This is a genomic window from Ruegeria sp. AP11, assembly GCF_056535865.1.
Window position 1 is genome coordinate 2,033,162 of record NZ_JBQFJB010000001.1, and the last position, 16,768, is coordinate 2,049,929.

At 59.2% G+C, this 16,768-nt stretch carries 21 protein-coding genes; 14 read left to right on the forward strand and 7 right to left on the reverse strand.

The window, feature by feature from the left end:
- Positions 1–26 precede the first annotated feature (26 nt).
- From ACR3E4_RS10305 to ACR3E4_RS10315, 3 genes are read left to right on the forward strand one after another with little or no spacing between them, the layout of a single operon-like run.
- Entirely contained in the window at positions 27–356 is a 330-nt protein-coding gene (locus ACR3E4_RS10305; RefSeq protein ID WP_480534480.1) for an ArsR/SmtB family transcription factor, read from the forward strand.
- Positions 344–772, forward strand: coding sequence for an SRPBCC family protein (locus ACR3E4_RS10310; protein ID WP_480534478.1), 429 nt, complete (start codon positions 344–346; stop codon positions 770–772). Before ACR3E4_RS10305 ends, ACR3E4_RS10310 begins: the two co-directional genes overlap by 13 nt.
- A gap of 22 nt (positions 773–794) precedes the next feature.
- Complete coding sequence (locus ACR3E4_RS10315) at positions 795–1,115, forward strand: YciI family protein (RefSeq protein WP_480534476.1); 321 nt, start codon at positions 795–797, stop codon at positions 1,113–1,115.
- A gap of 3 nt (positions 1,116–1,118) precedes the next feature.
- On the opposite strand, the gene ACR3E4_RS10320 is transcribed toward ACR3E4_RS10315, so the two are convergent.
- On the reverse strand, positions 1,119–2,117 hold the full coding sequence (locus ACR3E4_RS10320) for an asparaginase (RefSeq protein WP_480534475.1): 999 nt from the start codon (positions 2,115–2,117) through the stop codon (positions 1,119–1,121).
- 182 nt (positions 2,118–2,299) lie between these two features.
- Here ACR3E4_RS10320 and ACR3E4_RS10325 point away from each other — a divergent pair, with 182 nt between their 5' ends.
- From ACR3E4_RS10325 to ACR3E4_RS10345, 5 genes are all read left to right on the forward strand, one after another.
- Entirely contained in the window at positions 2,300–2,833 is a 534-nt protein-coding gene (locus ACR3E4_RS10325) for an invasion associated locus B family protein (protein WP_480534473.1), read from the forward strand.
- Positions 2,834–2,999: 166 nt separating this feature from the next.
- A complete protein-coding gene (locus ACR3E4_RS10330; protein ID WP_480534471.1) occupies positions 3,000–3,167 on the forward strand; it encodes a hypothetical protein in 168 nt (55 codons plus the stop codon).
- A gap of 106 nt (positions 3,168–3,273) precedes the next feature.
- Complete coding sequence (locus tag ACR3E4_RS10335; protein ID WP_480534469.1) at positions 3,274–3,645, forward strand: lysozyme inhibitor LprI family protein; 372 nt, start codon at positions 3,274–3,276, stop codon at positions 3,643–3,645.
- A 77-nt stretch (positions 3,646–3,722) separates the two neighbouring features.
- Positions 3,723–4,907, forward strand: coding sequence for a dual-specificity RNA methyltransferase RlmN (rlmN, locus tag ACR3E4_RS10340; protein WP_480534467.1), 1,185 nt, complete (start codon positions 3,723–3,725; stop codon positions 4,905–4,907).
- 199 nt (positions 4,908–5,106) lie between these two features.
- Complete coding sequence (locus ACR3E4_RS10345; RefSeq protein ID WP_480534465.1) at positions 5,107–5,721, forward strand: cytochrome P460 family protein; 615 nt, start codon at positions 5,107–5,109, stop codon at positions 5,719–5,721.
- Between the two features lie 27 nt (positions 5,722–5,748).
- Here ACR3E4_RS10345 and ACR3E4_RS10350 read toward each other — a convergent pair whose 3' ends face one another.
- Positions 5,749–6,087, reverse strand: coding sequence for a hypothetical protein (locus tag ACR3E4_RS10350; RefSeq protein WP_480534463.1), 339 nt, complete (start codon positions 6,085–6,087; stop codon positions 5,749–5,751).
- Positions 6,084–7,004, reverse strand: a complete 921-nt coding sequence (locus ACR3E4_RS10355; RefSeq protein ID WP_480534461.1) for a DnaJ C-terminal domain-containing protein — start codon at positions 7,002–7,004, stop codon at positions 6,084–6,086. Before ACR3E4_RS10355 ends, ACR3E4_RS10350 begins: the two co-directional genes overlap by 4 nt.
- A gap of 160 nt (positions 7,005–7,164) precedes the next feature.
- On the opposite strand from ACR3E4_RS10355, the gene ACR3E4_RS10360 reads away from it, so the two are divergent.
- The gene (locus tag ACR3E4_RS10360; protein WP_480534459.1) at positions 7,165–7,554 is read left to right on the forward strand and encodes a hypothetical protein; all 390 of its coding nucleotides are present in this window, start codon (positions 7,165–7,167) and stop codon (positions 7,552–7,554) included.
- Here ACR3E4_RS10360 and ACR3E4_RS10365 read toward each other — a convergent pair.
- On the reverse strand, positions 7,549–8,646 hold the full coding sequence (locus tag ACR3E4_RS10365; protein ID WP_480534457.1) for a cystathionine gamma-lyase: 1,098 nt from the start codon (positions 8,644–8,646) through the stop codon (positions 7,549–7,551). The two genes, ACR3E4_RS10360 and ACR3E4_RS10365, sit on opposite strands and share 6 nt — an antisense overlap.
- 3 nt (positions 8,647–8,649) lie before the next feature.
- Complete coding sequence (locus ACR3E4_RS10370; RefSeq protein ID WP_480534455.1) at positions 8,650–9,492, reverse strand: LOG family protein; 843 nt, start codon at positions 9,490–9,492, stop codon at positions 8,650–8,652.
- A 79-nt stretch (positions 9,493–9,571) separates the two neighbouring features.
- Between ACR3E4_RS10370 and ACR3E4_RS10375 the strand changes: the two genes are divergently transcribed.
- Positions 9,572–10,483: a threonine/serine dehydratase gene (locus tag ACR3E4_RS10375; RefSeq protein ID WP_480534453.1), complete on the forward strand. Its 912-nt coding sequence runs from the start codon at positions 9,572–9,574 to the stop codon at positions 10,481–10,483.
- 108 nt (positions 10,484–10,591) lie between these two features.
- Positions 10,592–11,419, forward strand: coding sequence for a 2,3,4,5-tetrahydropyridine-2,6-dicarboxylate N-succinyltransferase (gene dapD, locus ACR3E4_RS10380; RefSeq protein ID WP_480534451.1), 828 nt, complete (start codon positions 10,592–10,594; stop codon positions 11,417–11,419).
- A gap of 170 nt (positions 11,420–11,589) precedes the next feature.
- Here the strand turns inward: dapD and ACR3E4_RS10385 are convergent, their stop codons facing one another.
- The gene (locus ACR3E4_RS10385) at positions 11,590–13,092 is read right to left on the reverse strand and encodes a hypothetical protein (RefSeq protein ID WP_480534449.1); all 1,503 of its coding nucleotides are present in this window, start codon (positions 13,090–13,092) and stop codon (positions 11,590–11,592) included.
- A 309-nt stretch (positions 13,093–13,401) separates the two neighbouring features.
- Here ACR3E4_RS10385 and ACR3E4_RS10390 point away from each other — a divergent pair, with 309 nt between their 5' ends.
- Positions 13,402–13,746 carry a hypothetical protein gene (locus tag ACR3E4_RS10390; RefSeq protein WP_480534447.1) on the forward strand — a complete coding sequence of 115 codons (345 nt, stop codon included), beginning with the start codon at positions 13,402–13,404 and terminating at the stop codon, positions 13,744–13,746.
- On the opposite strand, the gene ACR3E4_RS10395 is transcribed toward ACR3E4_RS10390, so the two are convergent.
- On the reverse strand, positions 13,743–14,801 hold the full coding sequence (locus ACR3E4_RS10395; RefSeq protein ID WP_480534445.1) for a transporter substrate-binding domain-containing protein: 1,059 nt from the start codon (positions 14,799–14,801) through the stop codon (positions 13,743–13,745). The two genes, ACR3E4_RS10390 and ACR3E4_RS10395, sit on opposite strands and share 4 nt — an antisense overlap.
- 208 nt (positions 14,802–15,009) lie before the next feature.
- Here ACR3E4_RS10395 and dapE point away from each other — a divergent pair, with 208 nt between their 5' ends.
- Positions 15,010–16,149: a succinyl-diaminopimelate desuccinylase gene (gene dapE, locus ACR3E4_RS10400; RefSeq protein ID WP_480534443.1), complete on the forward strand. Its 1,140-nt coding sequence runs from the start codon at positions 15,010–15,012 to the stop codon at positions 16,147–16,149.
- A gap of 3 nt (positions 16,150–16,152) precedes the next feature.
- A complete protein-coding gene (locus ACR3E4_RS10405; protein ID WP_480534441.1) occupies positions 16,153–16,728 on the forward strand; it encodes a TIGR04282 family arsenosugar biosynthesis glycosyltransferase in 576 nt (191 codons plus the stop codon).
- The last annotated feature ends 40 nt before the right edge of the window (positions 16,729–16,768 follow it).

The following is a 16,768-nucleotide window of genomic DNA, read 5'->3' on the forward strand; positions in this document are numbered from 1 at the left end:
TTTAACATTTGTGTTAAATAATGGTCATGAACACGCTTCTGACCAGTTTTTCCGCTTTGTCCGATGCCACCCGGTTCTCGATTGTCGAGCAACTGATGGATCACGGAGAGCTGCCCGCCGGTGATCTGATCGAAGGGCGCGGCATGTCCGGCGCCGCGATCTCGCGCCATCTGAAAGTGCTGCGCGAGGCTGGTCTGGTGCAGCAACGCGTGCAAGGCGCGCAGCGGATCTATTCGATCCGGCCCGAGGGTCTGCGCGCCATCGCTGACTGGACCATTTCCAGGCGGCAATTCTGGGAAAACAGCCTCGACCGTCTCAGCGACATTATCGAAAGGGAAAATTCATGGCCGACCTGAAACTGGAGCGGGAGTTTCCCGTCAGTCCCGAAGACCTGTTTGCGTGGATCAGCGATGAGGCCAGGCTGTTGCAATGGTGGGGTCCCGAAGGGATGCATGTGCCCGAACACGATCTGGATTTTTCGCGCACGGGTCCCTGGTATTCGGTGATGCAGAACAGTGAAGGCCAGCAATACAAGGTTTCGGGTCACGTGACCCATGTCGATCCGCCGAAATCGGTGGGGTTCACATGGGGCTGGCATGACGATCAGGATCAGCGCGGGGTGGAAAGTCACGTGACCTTTTCGGTGGTGGCCACTGAAACCGGATCACGTCTGACGCTGGATCACCGCGAACTGGCCGATGCCGAGGCCGCAGCGAACCACAATCAGGGCTGGACCTCTTCGCTGCGCAAGCTGGAGGCGAAGGCAAAATAAGTTTTCATCAGGGAGGAGCGATATGCCCCAATATTTGTTTGTCTATCACGGGGGACATACCCCAACGGACCCCGCCGAGATCGAAGCCACGATGGCCGCCTGGGGGGCCTGGTTTCAGGACATGGGCCCAGCGCTGGACATCCCCGGCAATCCGGTGGGCCAGTCCTATACGGTCAGTTCCGGCGGCGTGGCTGACAATGGCGGCGCGAACCCGGCATCGGGCTTTACGGTGATCAAGGCCGACAGCATTGATGCCGCGACCGAGATGGCCAAGGGCTGCCCGATGGTGGTTAACGGATCAGGCTCGGTCGAGGTGGCCGAGGTGCATGAGATCGAAATGTAAACCTTAGCCGGGAAAGCCCGGCGCGGGCTTGATCACGCCACATTCCAGCCCGCGTCGGCTGTATTGCGTGGCGTTCAGGAATTTGCGGGTGGCCGGGTGATCGGCCTCCAGCACACCCAGGCTGACCAGAAGGGCGGCAATCGCGCATTCGCTGGCGCGGGTGGTGCCATCGGTGATCTTCAGCGCGATGCCCATGCGTTTTTCGGGGATGATGGCCACGAAGACGGCCTCGGCCCCGGTTTTGATCGCGGCGCGGCCATTCATGGCACGCATCATCTCGGTGCAGGCGCGGGTCTCTCCGGCGACCAGTTCAGGGTGTTTCATCATCGCGGCCGTCAACTGCTGCGCCGCATCACTGGCCCGGTCCGACCGATCCGCCGCCGAGGCGAACCACGCCATCGATCGCGCCAGACCCACCAGAGACGTGGCAAAGTTCGGGGCCGAGCATCCGTCGATCCCATAGCAAGGGCTGGTCTCGCCCGTGGTCTCTTCGAAGGCCGACAGGCATGCCTGTTGAACCGGGTGGTCGATCTCAAGATATTCCGGTCCGGCGCCCATATGCTGGGCGACCGTTAGGAAGCCGCAGTGTTTGCCGGAACAGTTATTGTGAATTTGACACGGGGTATCATCCGCCAAAATCAATCCGTCGCGCGCAGCCATATCCTGCGGCTCCTGCGGGCCGCAGCGCAGATCGGGCTCGGTCAGGCCAAGGTGATCCAGCCAGGCACTCACCCGATCCGTATGGATATGCGCACCGTTGTGCGAGGCGCAGGCAAGCGCCAGATGCTCGGATGTCAGGCCGTATTTCGCGGCGGCGCCCGAGGTGATCAGGGGCAGTGCCTGGATCATCTTGGCTGAGGACCGGGGATAGATCACCGTCTGCGGATCGCCCCAGCTCTGCACGATCTGACCGCTGCCATCACAGACCACCGCGTGCCCCAGATGCAGGCTTTCCAACAGCGGCCCGCGCCACAGCTCTGTCATCGCTATCGGTTGTGTCATCCAGGGCCTCCGATTCATGCGCAAAAAACTGCCAATCGCCCTTTCGCCTGTGGCGAAACCTGCGTTAGTGTGTGTATGTCGACAATCATCGGGATACGCAACTGATCAAGGACGAGCCGGGCAGAGCTCGCGAGCCGATTCCGATGGGTATGAGGTATAGGTCGGGCCAGGAGGCTGGAAAGATGGGATCAAAGCTCGTCCGCGTGATTGCGGGCCTGTGTATGGCAGGGATGGCGACAACGGCGGTTGCGCAGCAGGCAACAAGCACCAACCGTGTTGCAGCGAAAACCGATTGGAGCGTTTTCGTCGAAGAAGACCCCACCGAATGCTGGAGCGTTTCGGCGCCCAAGGAAACGGTGAACACGCGCGGCGGACGAGTCGTGTCGGTGCGGCGCAGCGATATATTGCTGTTCGTGTTCTATCGCCCCAACGCAGAGGTTAAAGGTCAGGTTACCTTTACCGGTGGCTATCCTTTTGCCCCTGGATCAACCGTCAATCTGGTTGTCGATGGCAGTGAGTTTGAGCTGTTCACCGATGGCGAATGGGCATGGCCTGCGACCGCATCTGACGATGCCAAGATCGTCACCGCGATGAAACGCGGCAGCGAGGCGGTGCTGACCGCCCGTTCGGAACGCGGAACGCAGACCAAAGACACGTTCTCGCTGCTGGGCTTTACGGCGGCCATCGAAGACGCCGAAACGCGCTGCACGAACTAAGCGACATTCGGAAGTGATCTCATGACCCCGCCGCATGGCGGGGTTTTGCGTTTGTGTTCTTTCTTGGGGGTTTACGCCACGTCGGGGCGGATATCTTGATCCGGATCAAAGCCACGCGCCGCGTTTTCTGAACTCTTTGGTTCAGACAGTACCGTGGGAGAGCACAATGACCTTGAGACCCTACCTCGCCGCGCTTTTGGTGGCATCAGCGCTGTTGGCTGGCTGCGAAAAGGGATCGGACACCTATCCGATCACGGGTGAGCAATGCGCGCCGGAAGACCCGGTAAAAACGCTGGATGCAGAGGATTGCTATATCCCACCCGCAGTGAATTGATCTGACAAGGCCGCAGGGGAACTGGTCTCCTGCGGTCGTTTTTGTTCTGATCCGCGCTCTGTGTTAGGCAGTGATGAGTTGTAGCCGCCACCAGAGAGGTCACCCAATGCGCTGGATCCTGATCCTGTTTCCCTTTGCCGCGATGGCAGACCCGACGATGGAATGCACGGATGCGGGGTCTCAGGTCGAAATCGGGTCCTGTGTCTCGGAGATGGAAGAGCGCGTGAATGCTGCAGTGGACAGCAGCTATGCCCTTGCGATGCAGGCGGTGACGGAATTGGATGAGGTCACCGGGCGCGTCGTCGCGCAGCCAGCGCTGGAAGCAGCGCAGAATGCATGGGCTACCTATCGGGACATGCAATGCGATGCCGTGGGTGCTTCGTTCGGGGGTGGGTCGGGCACGGGTATCGCCATCACGGCCTGTCGGGTCGATCTGGGCCGGGCACGTGTTGACGAATTGCTGCGCTTTGCGAATTGACGCACGAATTCTTTTGATCTTTGCGCACGTTCCTATATAGAGGCGCATCCCAAGCCAGAATCCACCGAGATACGCCAATGTCGCCGAAAGCGCCGATCACTCAAGACGTCATGACCATCCCCCGCAAACTGCCCGAGGGGAAGGTGAATCTTGTCGGCCTGTCCCGCGATCGCCTGCGGGAGGTTCTGATCGAACATGGCACGCCAGAGAAGCAGGCCAAGATGCGCACCGGGCAGATCTGGCAGTGGATCTATCAATGGGGCGTGCGCGATTTTGCCGAGATGACCAATCTGGCCAAAGCCTATCGCGCGCAACTGGCCGAGCATTTCGTCATCGAAATCCCCGAGGTGGTGACACGTCAGGTATCCGAGGACGGCACCCGCAAATATCTGTGCCGCATCGCGGGCGGACATGAGGTCGAGGTTGTCTATATCCCTGAAGAGGATCGCGGCACGCTGTGCATCTCGTCTCAGGTGGGGTGTACGCTGACCTGTTCGTTCTGCCACACCGGAACGCAGAAGTTGGTGCGCAACCTGACGGCGGCGGAAATCGTCGGTCAGGTGATGATGGCGCGCGATGATCTTGACGAATGGCCCACCCCTGGCGCGCCCAAGGACGAAACCCGGCTGCTGTCGAATATCGTTCTGATGGGCATGGGCGAGCCGCTTTACAATTTCGAAAACGTCCGCGATGCGATGAAGATCGCCATGGACCCCGAAGGTATTTCCCTGTCGCGCCGCCGGATCACCCTGTCGACCTCGGGCGTGGTGCCGGAGATTGCGCGCACGGCCGAGGAAATCGGCTGTCTGCTGGCGATCTCGTTCCACGCCACCACTGATGAAACCCGCGACGTTCTGGTGCCGATCAACAAGCGCTGGAATATCGAGGAGCTGTTGCAGGCGCTGGCCAGCTATCCCAATGTCTCGAATTCCGAGCGTATCACCTTTGAATATGTGATGCTGGATGGCGTGAACGACAGCGATGAAGACGCGCATCGTCTGATTGACCACATCAAGCGCCACAATATCCCGGCCAAGATCAACCTGATCCCGTTCAACGAATGGCCCGGCGCGCCGTATAAGCGCAGCTCGAACAATCGTATCCGGGCGTTTGCGAACATCATTTATCAGGCGGGCTATGCCTCGCCCATCCGCAAGACGCGGGGCGAGGATATCATGGCCGCCTGTGGTCAGTTGAAATCGGCCACCGAGCGTGCCCGTAAATCGCGCAAGCAAATTGAATCCGAGGCCGGATTGGGCTGATTTTTCAGATTTAATGTGAACATTGCGCCCTGATTTGGTATGATTGTCTCTGTACTGGCGGGGATGGATGCTCACCAATACACACAAGACGGTGAGCCCATGACCCGGCTCATGGTAAGTTGACGTGACCGCGCTAACTTTTATTACAAAGCTTAGCGCAGCGTTCAGGCATAACCGTTTATCGGATGGGCCATGAAAAATGTTTGAGAAGTTCGAGTACCTTATTGGCACAGCGTTCCTGGTGTCCGTACTGACGACTGGCGCATTGGCGCAGAGCACGGATCAAGAGGCGCATTTGGCGATTGAGAATCCTGCTGATCTGTCAAAATCCGAGGCGCAGGCACATTACCGGTCCCTGACCCGCCGCATGGCGCGCGGTTATGCGGCGGCACAGCTTGATCTGATCCGCAATTATCAAAGCTGGCCGTTGTTCAACGACGCGCCATATATCTCGGCCACGCATGGACAGCGCTATGTGAACAGCTATGCCAATCGCATGGCCCACAACTATGGCACGATGCAGGAGGGTGACCTGCTGCCGGCAGGATCGGTTCTGGCCAAGGACAGCGTGACGGTGACAGACGAAGGCGCGGTTCATCCCGGCGCTTTGTTCGTGATGGAGAAGCTGCCTGAGGGCGCGAACCCGGAGACCGCGGATTGGCGCTATATCATGGTGATGCCGGATGGGTCGCTCTTTGGTGACACGATGGGCAATCGCGCAGCGGCAATGGCCTATTGTCATGAATGCCACGAAGCCGTCGCAGACCGGGATTACACCTTCTATGTCCCCGAGGAGTACCGCGTCGATCAGTGAGGGTCAGAACTCGTTGTCCAGTTTTGTTTAGCGACGCTGGAACCGCGCTGTCCCGATGATTTCGACCAGTTGCTGGCGGACCGGTTCTGGCTGCGCTTCGACCGCGTTCAGCACCTCGCGCAGCTCGGCGCGCAGCCCGTGCATCTGATCGATCAGAGACATCATCATCGACAGCGCATCCGCCTCCATCTCGTATTGCTCGTGCAACTCGCAGGCCAGTTCCAGCCGGGCAACATCGATGCTGTGATAGACCAGCCCCTGATCCGATTGCTCGGGGATCACGATCTCGGCCGCCAGATATTCGGTCAGCCGGTCCGAGGTCAGGCGGGTGACGGTTTCAATCAGCTGCTTCTCGCTCAGGGTCATGACGGCATTCCTTTCCGCGGATCATAGCGATGCGTTTCGCGCCATGTTTCCATGAATTGCTTCAGGTCATCATCCACCGTGTCGGGCAGGGCAACGGTCAGTTCGATCAACTGATCCCCGCGTTCGCCTGAGCCGCGTTTCTTCACACCCTTGCCGCGCAGGCGCAGGGTCTTGCCGCTGCTTGTGCCCGCAGGCACGGAAACGTTGACGCCGCCGTCGATGGTGGGGGCGGGGACCTTGCCGCCCAGAATGGCCTCGTCAATGGTGATGGGCAGTGTGATATGGATGTCGTCGCCCTGACGGTCAAACACCGGGTGTTTCGCGACCGAGACCGTCACCAGGGCGTCACCCGCAGGACCTTCGCCATAGCCCGGCGCGCCTTTGCCGCGCAGCCGGATGGTCTGGCCATCGGTGATGCCGGCGGGGATCTTGACCTCAATCCGGTCCCCATCCGGCAGAGTCAGCTTCTGGCTGGCCCCGAACACCGCATCCAGAAAACTGATCTGCAGAGAATAGTTCAGGTTGTGTCCCGGCGCATGAAACTCCTGGGTGCGCTGGCCGCCAAAGCCACCGCGCCCGCGCATGAACTCGGCGAAGATGTCGGACATGTCATCGGGGTCCTCCTGACGCCCGCGATAGGGGTTCCCGGCAGCCTCGGCATAATCGCGGTAAAACTGTTGCTGCGGGCGTTCCTGCCCCGAGGCATCGATCTCGCCATTGTCATAGCGTGTGCGCTTGTCCGGGTCTTTCAGCAGGTCATAAGCAGCCGCTGCGGCCTTGAACCTGGCTTCGGCCTCGGCGTCGCCCGGTTTCAGGTCCGGGTGACAGTCCTTGGCGATGCGCCGATAGGCTTTCTTGATATCGGCAGCGCTGGCATCTTTGGCGACACCGAGAATGGAATAGGGATCGTCGCTCATCTCACCTCTCGTGGATATGGGTGGGGCTGATCTTGATGAAGGTATTTTATCATGTGATTTCAACAGGTCAAAACGCAAGCGGCGCTGAATTGCCTCGCAAAATACGATTGCCCTGCTAATATCTGCATGTTTCGAACTATTATTTGCCGGAGATCACCTCATGTCGCGCAGAATAAAGTCCATCCTCGCCCTGCTGGCCGGGAATGCCATCGGGTTGCTGCTGGCCTCGCTGCTGCTGGCGGGCTTCGCGATCAAGCCGATCTCATTCATCGTCGTGGTGATTGTCTTCACCCTGGTTCAGGTGGTGGCAGAGCCGCTAATCCTGAAACTGGGGGAAAAGAAAGCCCCGGCGCTGAAGGGCGGTATCGCGCTGATCGTCACCTTTGTCGGCCTGCTTGTGACCGATCTGATCACCGCGGGGCTGACGGTTGGCGGCATCTCGAACCTGCTGGCCGCAACGTTGCTGGTGTGGCTGGGCGCGTTGATCGCCAGCATCGTGCTGCCGATCTATGTATTTACCGAACTGCGCGAACCCAAAAAGAAATCATAACGCATTCAGGCTGGTCTCGATCGCCTGCCACAGTTCCTCGACCGGTTCGCAGCCGACCGACAGGCGAATGAAAGCAGGATCAACAGCGTCGCCCCAGCGCGCGCGCCGCTCGGCCGAGCTGTGGACGCCGCCGAAGGACGTGGCGGGGCGCAGAAGGGGGCAGGTGTTGATGAAGGCCTCGGCCTTGTCTTCATTGTCCAGCGTCAGTGACAGCAGGAACCCGAACCGCGCGGTCTGCGCCTTGGCCAGCGCATGCGATGGATCGTCTGGCAGACCGGGATAGCGCACCTGACGCACGGCGGGATGCGCAGCCAACCGTTCCGCCAGCACCTGCGCAGAGGTACACATACGGTCGAACCGGACATCCAGCGTTTCCAGCCCGCGATGCAGCAGCCACGCCTCATGCGGGCCGGGGATCGCGCCGGAAACTTTCCGCCATTCCTCGACCCGCTCCATGATCGCTGTATTGCGGCTGGCCACATGGCCCATCAGCATGTCGGAATGTCCGCCCATCGCTTTGGTGTCCGACGACACCACAACGTCGATGCCCAGATCCAGCGGGCGCTGGCCCAACGGGGTCAGCGTCGTGTTGTCGGCAATCGTGATGCCGCCAGCAGCACGGACCTGTTCAGCCACCGTCTTCAGGTCGATCATGTCCAGCCCGGGGTTCGAGGGGCTTTCGACAAACACCACGTCGAACCTGTCAAATCCACCCTCGGCGAATCCAGTGGTCGGGCGTTCTTCGACCACCACGCCCAGACGTGACAGGAACCGATCCGCCAGCAAGCGGGTCACGTAGTATCCATCTGACGGGATCAGCAGGCGCGACCCGGCCTGCACAGTAGCAAACAGTGCCGCCGAGATGGCCGCCATGCCTGACGGAAAGCTGAGGCAGGGCGCGTCTTCCAGATGCGACAGCACATGTTCCAGATGCACCCAGGTCGGATTGTCGACGCGGCCATAGGTGGCGTGCCCATCCGGCGCACCCGGCAAGTGGTACATGCTGCTTTGTGTCAGCGGCAATGCCACCGGCTCGCCCTTATCCAGCGCATTGCCGCGCAGGTGAAGCATCTCTCCGGTTTTGACCACCATGAGTCAGCGCCCCGGAATTTCGTCGCGCGGGGGGGCAGGTTCCCAGTTCTCGATGATATCGACCGCCTCTTGCGCTGTGTCGACAAAGCGGAACAGGTCCAGATCCTCGTCCGAGATGGTGCCCGCATCCGCCAGCGCCTCCCAGTTGATGACCTTTTCCCAGAACGCGCGCCCGAACAGCAGGAACGGCACGCGATCCATGCGACCGGTCTGGATCAGGGTGAGGGATTCGAACAGTTCGTCCATCGTGCCGAACCCGCCGGGAAAGATGGTGATGGCGCGGGCGCGCATCAGGAAATGCATCTTGCGGATGGCAAAATAGTGGAAATTGAAGCTGAGCTCGGGGGTGACATATTCGTTCGGTGCCTGTTCGTGCGGCAGCACGATGTTCAGGCCGATGGAACAGCCACCCGCATCCTGCGCCCCCCGGTTGCCGGCCTCCATCACACCGGGGCCGCCGCCGGTGACGATCACGTTTTCGCGGCATCCGGTCTGGTTCGATTTCTCGGTCATCAAGCGGGCGAACTCGCGCGCCTCGTCATAATATTCGGACAGCCCGGCCAGCGTTTCCGTGCGCGCAGTGTGTTTCTGCGCCGGTTCCGGGATACGCGCGCCGCCGAACATGACGATGGTCGAGGTGATCTCACGCTCGGTCATGATCATCTCGGGTTTCAGCAATTCAAGTTGCAGGCGCACCGGGCGCAGCTCATCCCGGCAGAGGAATTCGTCATCGGCAAAGGCAAGGCGATAGGCGGGTGAGCGCGTCTGCGGCGTGTCCGGAACCTCGCTTGCTGTCGAGCGGTCGGTCTGCGCGTCGCGGAACGGGCTGTGGCGGTCTTCTCTCATCGGTGATCGATCCCTGCTTGCGTGTTCATGAAACAGCTATAGGGTTCGCGGGCAGAGTGCCAGTCACGGAAGAACAAGAATGGATTGGAAGAGTGAAATATCCGCAGCGCGGGATCGCATCGCAGGATACGCGCAAGTTACACCGGTGATGGAAAGCCATATGCTGGGCTATCCGATTGAGATGAAGCTGGAGCATATGCAGCACACTGGCAGCTTCAAGGCGCGCGGGGCGTTCAATACGTTGCTAAGTATGGATGTGCCCGATGCGGGCGTTGTGGCTGCATCCGGTGGCAACCATGGGGCCGCTGCCGCCTATGCGGCGCAAACTCTGGGCTATCCGGCCAAGATATTTGTGCCCGAACTGGCGGGCCCGTCGAAAATTGCCCTGATTGAACAGACGGGTGCGGATCTGAGCGTTGTGTCCGGCGAATACGCAAACGCATTGATGGGTGCGCAGGCGCATGAGACGGAAACCGGGGCGATGCAGATCCACGCCTATGACGCGCCCGCAACCGTGGCCGGGCAGGGCACCTGTTTTGCCGAATGGGAGGCACAAGGCCTTCAGGCCGATACCGTTCTGATTGCCGTGGGCGGGGGCGGCCTGATCGCGGGCGCGCTGGCCTGGTTGCAGGGCGCGCGTAAGATCGTGGCGGTCGAGCCGGAAACCTCCTGCGCGTTGAACGCAGCCTTGCAGGCGGGCGCGCCGGTGGACGTCACCGTCTCGGGCATTGCAGCCAACGCGCTGGGCGCGCGGCGGATCGGGTCGATCTGTTTTGAACTGGCGCAGGGTATGACATCGGTGCTTGTCACCGACGAGGCCATTGCCAGCGCTCAGAAAGCGTTGTGGCAATCGCACCGGATTCTGGTGGAGCCGGCAGGTGCAACCGCACTGGCGGCGCTCAGGTCGGGGGCATACACGCCGGAACCGGACGAGCGTGTGGCGGTGCTGATTTGCGGCGGAAACATCTCTCCGGCACCATTGAGTGCCTGACACGGCCATAATCGGGCGCATATGGTGCGTTCCACGTCGCATTGCGCCGCGTGGTCCACTTGCGTATAGGCCAGACATACGTGAACAGATTCTGCAAGGAGCCCACCTATGTCCAACGCGCAGCTCGAAGCCGCCATCGAAGCCGCCTGGGAGGCGCGCGACACCATCACTCCCGCCACCACCGGCGAGACGCGCGAAGCGATCGAAGATACGCTGAACGCACTGGACAGCGGGTCGCTGCGCGTGGCCGAGAAGCTGGAGAGCGGTGACTGGCATGTGAACCAGTGGGCCAAGAAAGCGGTTCTGCTGGGCTTCCGTATCAAGGGTATGGAGATCCACAATGGCGGCCCGCAGGCCGGTGGCTGGTGGGACAAGGTCGACAGCAAGTTCGCCGGTTGGGGCGAAAACCAGTGGCGTTCGGCCGGGTTCCGCGCCGTGCCGAACTGTGTGGTCCGCAAATCTGCCTATATTGCGCCGGGTGTTGTGCTGATGCCGTCCTTCGTGAACCTTGGCGCATATGTCGATGAAGGCACCATGGTCGACACCTGGGCCACTGTCGGATCCTGTGCACAGATCGGCAAGAACGTACATCTGTCGGGCGGCGTCGGTATCGGCGGCGTGCTCGAGCCGATGCAGGCTGGCCCGACCATCATCGAAGACAACTGCTTTATCGGCGCCCGTTCCGAAGTGGTCGAGGGCTGTATCGTCCGCGAAGGTTCGGTTCTGGGCATGGGCGTGTTCATCGGCAAGTCCACCAAGATCGTCGACCGGGAAACCGGCGAGGTCATGTACGGCGAGGTCCCGCCCTATTCGGTGGTGGTCGCCGGTTCGATGCCGTCGAAGAACAATGTCAGCCTGTACTGCGCAGTCATCGTGAAACGGGTCGACGAAAAAACCCGCTCGAAGACCGGCATCAACGAACTGCTGCGCGACTGATCGTCATGGTCTTGTCAAATAGAAACGGACCGCGATGAGCGTTGTCGCGGTCTGTTTCGTTTTGGTATTTCTCTTGAGCCCGAACTCAATCTTGATTGACGTCTGAAAGTAGCTTTTTCTGTCAATCAGTCACGATCAAATTGACAACGATATTCTTGTTTGGCCTCTCGTTAGCGAAGCTCTGCTTCGATCGCTCCGTCGACCGGGATCAGGGCGCCTTGTTCTTGAGCGTTCAGAAAATCCAAAATCCGTGGATCATATCCTAGCCAAGGATGCGTGTCGATGGCATCAATCACAATAGGCAAGCCAGGGGTTAGTCTATTCACAAAGTCGCCCCAAGTCTCACTCGCCTCATAGTAGGGCGTGAACTTGGGCTCTACAACAAACAGGTCGGGCCTTAAATAGCGCATGTGTCGATCCCCGAAGGCGACTACAGTGCCTGGAGCAATGTCGCTGTACCTTTCCAATCGAGCTTTGGTCTGTGCAAAGTAGCCTGGATCGTTGGCCTGCCACAAAGCCTCGCGAGCAACCCATCCGCTAGAGAAAAGCCCAAGAAGGCACAATGAGAGAAACACGGGGTTCAAGATACCTGGTCTCTTTTGCAGCAAGAAATTCAATACGAAAATATATAGCAACAAAACGCCGGGATTGAGCAGCCGATAACTAAACGAATCAAAATGGGTCCGCCAGCGTAGAAAAACTATTGCAGCCAAATACCCCAGACCGACCAATAAGAACCCGCTGGCCAAACCAGATCTGAAACCGGTTCCGGGTTCTTCTGGAAGCTTCAGATAAACAATAGTGACCCAAAGGAACAAGACACACTGAAGTCCAACGCCGATCCAGAATAAGCGGCCGTAATAGTTTGTAGTCATTGGAAGCAGCAGCTCATCGCGTAACGACGTTATAAGCGCCCAAGCCAGCTCAGCGTTACTTTCGGGTGCAGGAATTCTGTCTGGGCCGGTAGCGAAACCGGTTTCGGAAATGTTGAATTGCAGATGTAAGATGCAAATGCTCAGTGCGACAAGGGCTGCAAGTGAAAGAAGAAGGGAGGACTTTAGAGAATAACGTATGTTAATTGCGGCTGCCGCGAGGAGGACACATACTGCGAATATCCCGACATATCTTATTTCGAACAGCATTATTGAGAGGCAAATCGGAATGGCGAAATGGCGCAGAATACTTGGGTTTGTATCTTCGATTGCGCGGGTCATCGAGACTGAAAGCAATAACAAACCCAGAATAAATGGTCCTTCGCTCCAACTGAATGAGAAGATCGTTAGTGTGCTCGCATTAATCAATAGGAGAGAAATGGGCGCGCCGCGCTCGTCAAAAAACCAGAAAATCAAAGCCGCGCTGGACAAAAAACAAATTAGCGAGACGAGTTTCGAGGCCATGAACGCATCAACAGACAGTGATTTTACAAGCGCAGATACCGCCAAAGGATACCCTGGTGGCCAGGTTGCAATATAAGATCGAGCCCCACTTTCCTGCGTCGGGTCTGGTAGCCAAACCCAGTTTCCTTGTGAAATCTCGTAAGCAATCCGCAGGTAATTGGTACTGTCTGCTGACAATCGACCATCCGCATCGAGAAGAACGCGGGCGGTTACGACAACAACGCATAGTACCAGAACCGAAATTGCTCCAAATGTCCGCCAGTTCCCTCTCAGCAATTGTTAATCCTCATACTCGCAAACTGAATTCAAGAGTTAGTCAATTTGCACAATCGGAGTCCAAGTGGTTTTTCATAAGATAAACTACTCGAAATTATTGCTTTTCGTAAATGTAAGCAAAGCAAAAATGATAGCGTGCTCTGCCATCTTTGCTGTGGGAGTTATGCGTTGTCAATACATGCCCCAGAAGACCAATTCGCGCTTATTAAGTCCTGGATTCAAGCGGCGCGTTGTGGTTTCGAGTGACTGTGTCTACTCGAATGGGATATCAACTTGACCAAAGAAATGTGGACCGATAAGGCCATTTCCATGAATAAGCTGAAAAAACCCTCACGCCAGCAGGTCTATACACTATTGGTTCAGATCGGTCGCAAAGATGGCGACGGGCTGCCCGAAGGCGCGACCGGGGCGGCATTGATGTGCTTTGCCAGCGGAGTGGATGAGGCCGAGGCGGTACGCGAGACGGTGGCGATCCTGAAACAGGCCGACACCGCGCCTCTGGATGTCACCGGCTATGGCACCCTGGCCGAGCGCGAGGCGCAGGGGCACGATATCGAGCCGGATGAGCGGGCATTGATGCAGCGGGCGCTGGACGAAAACGCTGTTATCGTGGCGCAGATAACGCCGTTCTTCGGAGATGAGGAAACCGCCTAGTTCCGCGACCCGAACCACTTGCGGTAGATTTCATCATAGGTGCCATCTTCCCGCAGTGACAGCAGCGCCTGGTTGACGTCTTCGACCAGGGGCGAACCGGTCGGGAAGGCGATCCCGTAGTTTTCGCGCAGAAAGATGCCGCCGGTCATTGTGGCAATGCGGCGCCCTTCGTGCGAAGCATAGTAGGACAGGATCGGGGCATCGAAGACGACCGCATTCAACTCTTCGTTCTCAAAGGCCGTCAGCATCTCCTGCAGGCCGGGATAGCCGGTGAACTCGATATCGCGCCGGTTCAGGAAACTTGCCGCGGTTGAATCAGTGATGGTGCCAACCTCTTTGCCATAAAGATCATTCACCGAATTCACACTGCCGGTGATAGCATCCACCGTCATGACCGAAGTGATGCGCGCCGTGAAGACCGACACGATAAACAGTGACGAGACCACCAGAACGACGCCCAGCAGACGGCCAAAAGGAGTGCGCGGCATCCGTTCTTCGAAGCCGCCATTGACCACGAGGTTGAGCGCCCACCAGAACGACGGGAACCAGGCCTCGTTCAGCTTGCGGTCAAAATAGGGTTGTGCGCGGCGCTCGAAGCTCCACATCAGCATGCCGCCACCCAGAAGGATCGCAAAAGCCAGCCCGATGGCAATGAACAGTTCGCGCGATAGCAGCGCCTGCAGCAGTGACGGCCTGCGTGCTGCCTCGGACGGCACCATGATTTGCAGGCCGGCCTCGAAAATCGGCTGGCTGAAATCCATCTTCGTCTCGCGCATCGCGGTGATCGAGATATTCGCAATCGCGAGATCGGCCGAGCCGTCCTGAACCGCGCCCAGCATTTCGCTGAACCCCTCAACCCGGTTGGTTGAGTATTCCCACCCAAGCGACTCGGCCAGTGCCGCCAGCAGATCCATCGAGAATCCGGTCTGCGCGCCATCCTCGACAAACGAGAACGGGGCACGGGTCACCGTGGTAACCGTAAGGGTCTGGGCCTGGCTCTGCTGCGCGAAGACGGCGAAAGTCAGGCAGATCAATGCGAATAGTGCGCGTTTCATGGTCAATTCACCTGTTTCGCGGCCCTCTACCGTAATATGTTGCAGCGCGGCAAGATCGCCGCTGGGTCAAGGCCCATGTTTTATTAGAGTGTCATGGTCAATTTCCGGCCAGAGTGTTCGGGGATTTTACCGCTTCGGGGTTGGCATTCCGGTCAATTCGTTGAATCTGTGCAGGAACACCGGCGCCTACAGAGATGAAAGACCTATCATGACCGATCCCGTTCAGCTGACCGCAGATCTGATCCGTTGCCCATCGGTCACACCTGAGGAAGGCGGCGCGCTGGAATTGCTGGACCGAACCCTGTCAGTGGCGGGCTTCGAGTGTACCCGCGTGGATCGCGGCGGTGTCTGCAACCTGTTCGCGCGGTGGGGGCGTAAAGGGCACGTCAGAAGCTTTGGGTTCAACGGTCACACGGATGTCGTTCCGGTGGGGGACGAAGCGGCATGGACCAGACATCCGTTCGGGGCCGAAGTGCATGACGGGGTGATGTATGGCCGCGGTACCACCGATATGAAATCGGGGGTGGCGGCCTTTGCAGCAGCAGCCATAGATTTCGTGCGCGATACGCCGCCGGATGGGGCCATCATCCTGACCATCACCGGTGATGAAGAAGGCGACGCGGTGGATGGCACAACTGCGCTGCTGGATCACATGGACGCTGCGGGTGAGCAGATGTCGGTCTGTCTGGTGGGGGAACCCACTTGTCCGAACCGCATGGGCGAAATGATCAAGATTGGTCGGCGTGGTTCGATGACGGCATGGTTCACGGTGACAGGCGTGCAGGGCCACTCCGCCTATCCGCATCGGGCGAAGAATCCTCTGCCCGCGATGGCGCGGCTGATGGATCGGCTGGCCAGTCACGAACTGGACAATGGCACCGACCATTTCGACGCTTCGACGCTGGCGGTCGTCACCATCGATACCGGGAATGCCGCGACAAATGTCATCCCCGCGCAATGCAGCGGCACCGTCAACATTCGCTTTAATGACCTGCATTCCGGCGCGGGCCTGAGCGAGTGGCTCAGGGCCGAGGCCGCGCGTGTGGCCGAAGAGTTTGGTGTCGAGGTCGAGACAAGAATCAAAATCTCGGGCGAAAGCTTTCTGACCCCGCCGGGCCCTCTGTCTGATCTGGTGGCACAGGCGGTTGAGGCCGAAACTGGTGTGCAGCCTGAACTGTCGACGACCGGTGGCACCTCGGACGCGCGGTTCGTCAAGAACCACTGCCCGGTGGTTGAATTCGGCCTTGTAGGCCGCACCATGCATCAGGTGGATGAATGCGTTGAGGTGGCGCAGATCGAACAGCTCAAGGCGATCTATTCCCGCATTCTGACGGATTATTTTGCCTGACCCATGCAGCGCACCTTGGTGATCATGGTGAAAGAGCCGCGCCCGGGCCGTGTCAAAACGCGGCTGGGCCGCGATATCGGTATGGTCGGCGCGGCCTGGTGGTTCCGGCACCAGACCCGATCCCTGATCCGGCGCTTGCGTGACCCGCGCTGGCAGATCGTGCTGGCGGTCTCGCCGGATCGCGAGGGGTTGAGCAGCCGCATCTGGCCTGCAGACCTGCCGCGCGCGCCGCAGGGGCGCGGCGATCTGGGCGACCGCATGGGCAGGATGCTGCGCGGGATGCCGAAAGGGCCGGTTTGCCTGATCGGGGCGGATATTCCCGGCATCACCCGCAGCCATATCGCGCAGGCTTTCACCTCGCTGGGCCGGTCGCAGATGGTGTTCGGTCCAGCGCCGGATGGCGGATACTGGCTCGTCGGCGCGCAGCGCTATGGTGCGTTGCCGTTGGGTTTGTTCAAAAAAGTCCGCTGGTCGACCGAACATGCACTGGCCGATACGCTGGCCTCGATCCCCGGTTGCCGCGTAGAGCTGCTGGACCATCTGCGCGACGTTGACACAGTGGCCGATCTGACCCCCTGAGCGCTTTTTGGTCATGACGCGGTCGCATACCCATGCTAGG

Excerpts from the sequence above, each read along its gene's own strand:
- ACR3E4_RS10305 (WP_480534480.1), top strand. The coding sequence starts at position 27 with ATGAACACGCTTCTGACCAGTTTTTCCGCTTTGTCCGATGCCACCCGG.
- ACR3E4_RS10310 (WP_480534478.1), top strand. The coding sequence starts at position 344 with ATGGCCGACCTGAAACTGGAGCGGGAGTTTCCCGTCAGTCCCGAAGAC.
- ACR3E4_RS10315 (WP_480534476.1), top strand. The coding sequence starts at position 795 with ATGCCCCAATATTTGTTTGTCTATCACGGGGGACATACCCCAACGGAC.
- ACR3E4_RS10320 (WP_480534475.1), bottom strand. The coding sequence starts at position 2,117 with ATGACACAACCGATAGCGATGACAGAGCTGTGGCGCGGGCCGCTGTTG.
- ACR3E4_RS10325 (WP_480534473.1), top strand. The coding sequence starts at position 2,300 with ATGGGATCAAAGCTCGTCCGCGTGATTGCGGGCCTGTGTATGGCAGGG.
- ACR3E4_RS10330 (WP_480534471.1), top strand. The coding sequence starts at position 3,000 with ATGACCTTGAGACCCTACCTCGCCGCGCTTTTGGTGGCATCAGCGCTG.
- ACR3E4_RS10335 (WP_480534469.1), top strand. The coding sequence starts at position 3,274 with ATGCGCTGGATCCTGATCCTGTTTCCCTTTGCCGCGATGGCAGACCCG.
- rlmN (WP_480534467.1), top strand. The coding sequence starts at position 3,723 with ATGTCGCCGAAAGCGCCGATCACTCAAGACGTCATGACCATCCCCCGC.
- ACR3E4_RS10345 (WP_480534465.1), top strand. The coding sequence starts at position 5,107 with ATGTTTGAGAAGTTCGAGTACCTTATTGGCACAGCGTTCCTGGTGTCC.
- ACR3E4_RS10350 (WP_480534463.1), bottom strand. The coding sequence starts at position 6,087 with ATGACCCTGAGCGAGAAGCAGCTGATTGAAACCGTCACCCGCCTGACC.
- ACR3E4_RS10355 (WP_480534461.1), bottom strand. The coding sequence starts at position 7,004 with ATGAGCGACGATCCCTATTCCATTCTCGGTGTCGCCAAAGATGCCAGC.
- ACR3E4_RS10360 (WP_480534459.1), top strand. The coding sequence starts at position 7,165 with ATGTCGCGCAGAATAAAGTCCATCCTCGCCCTGCTGGCCGGGAATGCC.
- ACR3E4_RS10365 (WP_480534457.1), bottom strand. The coding sequence starts at position 8,646 with ATGGTGGTCAAAACCGGAGAGATGCTTCACCTGCGCGGCAATGCGCTG.
- ACR3E4_RS10370 (WP_480534455.1), bottom strand. The coding sequence starts at position 9,492 with ATGAGAGAAGACCGCCACAGCCCGTTCCGCGACGCGCAGACCGACCGC.
- ACR3E4_RS10375 (WP_480534453.1), top strand. The coding sequence starts at position 9,572 with ATGGATTGGAAGAGTGAAATATCCGCAGCGCGGGATCGCATCGCAGGA.
- dapD (WP_480534451.1), top strand. The coding sequence starts at position 10,592 with ATGTCCAACGCGCAGCTCGAAGCCGCCATCGAAGCCGCCTGGGAGGCG.
- ACR3E4_RS10390 (WP_480534447.1), top strand. The coding sequence starts at position 13,402 with ATGAATAAGCTGAAAAAACCCTCACGCCAGCAGGTCTATACACTATTG.
- ACR3E4_RS10395 (WP_480534445.1), bottom strand. The coding sequence starts at position 14,801 with ATGAAACGCGCACTATTCGCATTGATCTGCCTGACTTTCGCCGTCTTC.
- dapE (WP_480534443.1), top strand. The coding sequence starts at position 15,010 with ATGACCGATCCCGTTCAGCTGACCGCAGATCTGATCCGTTGCCCATCG.
- ACR3E4_RS10405 (WP_480534441.1), top strand. The coding sequence starts at position 16,153 with ATGCAGCGCACCTTGGTGATCATGGTGAAAGAGCCGCGCCCGGGCCGT.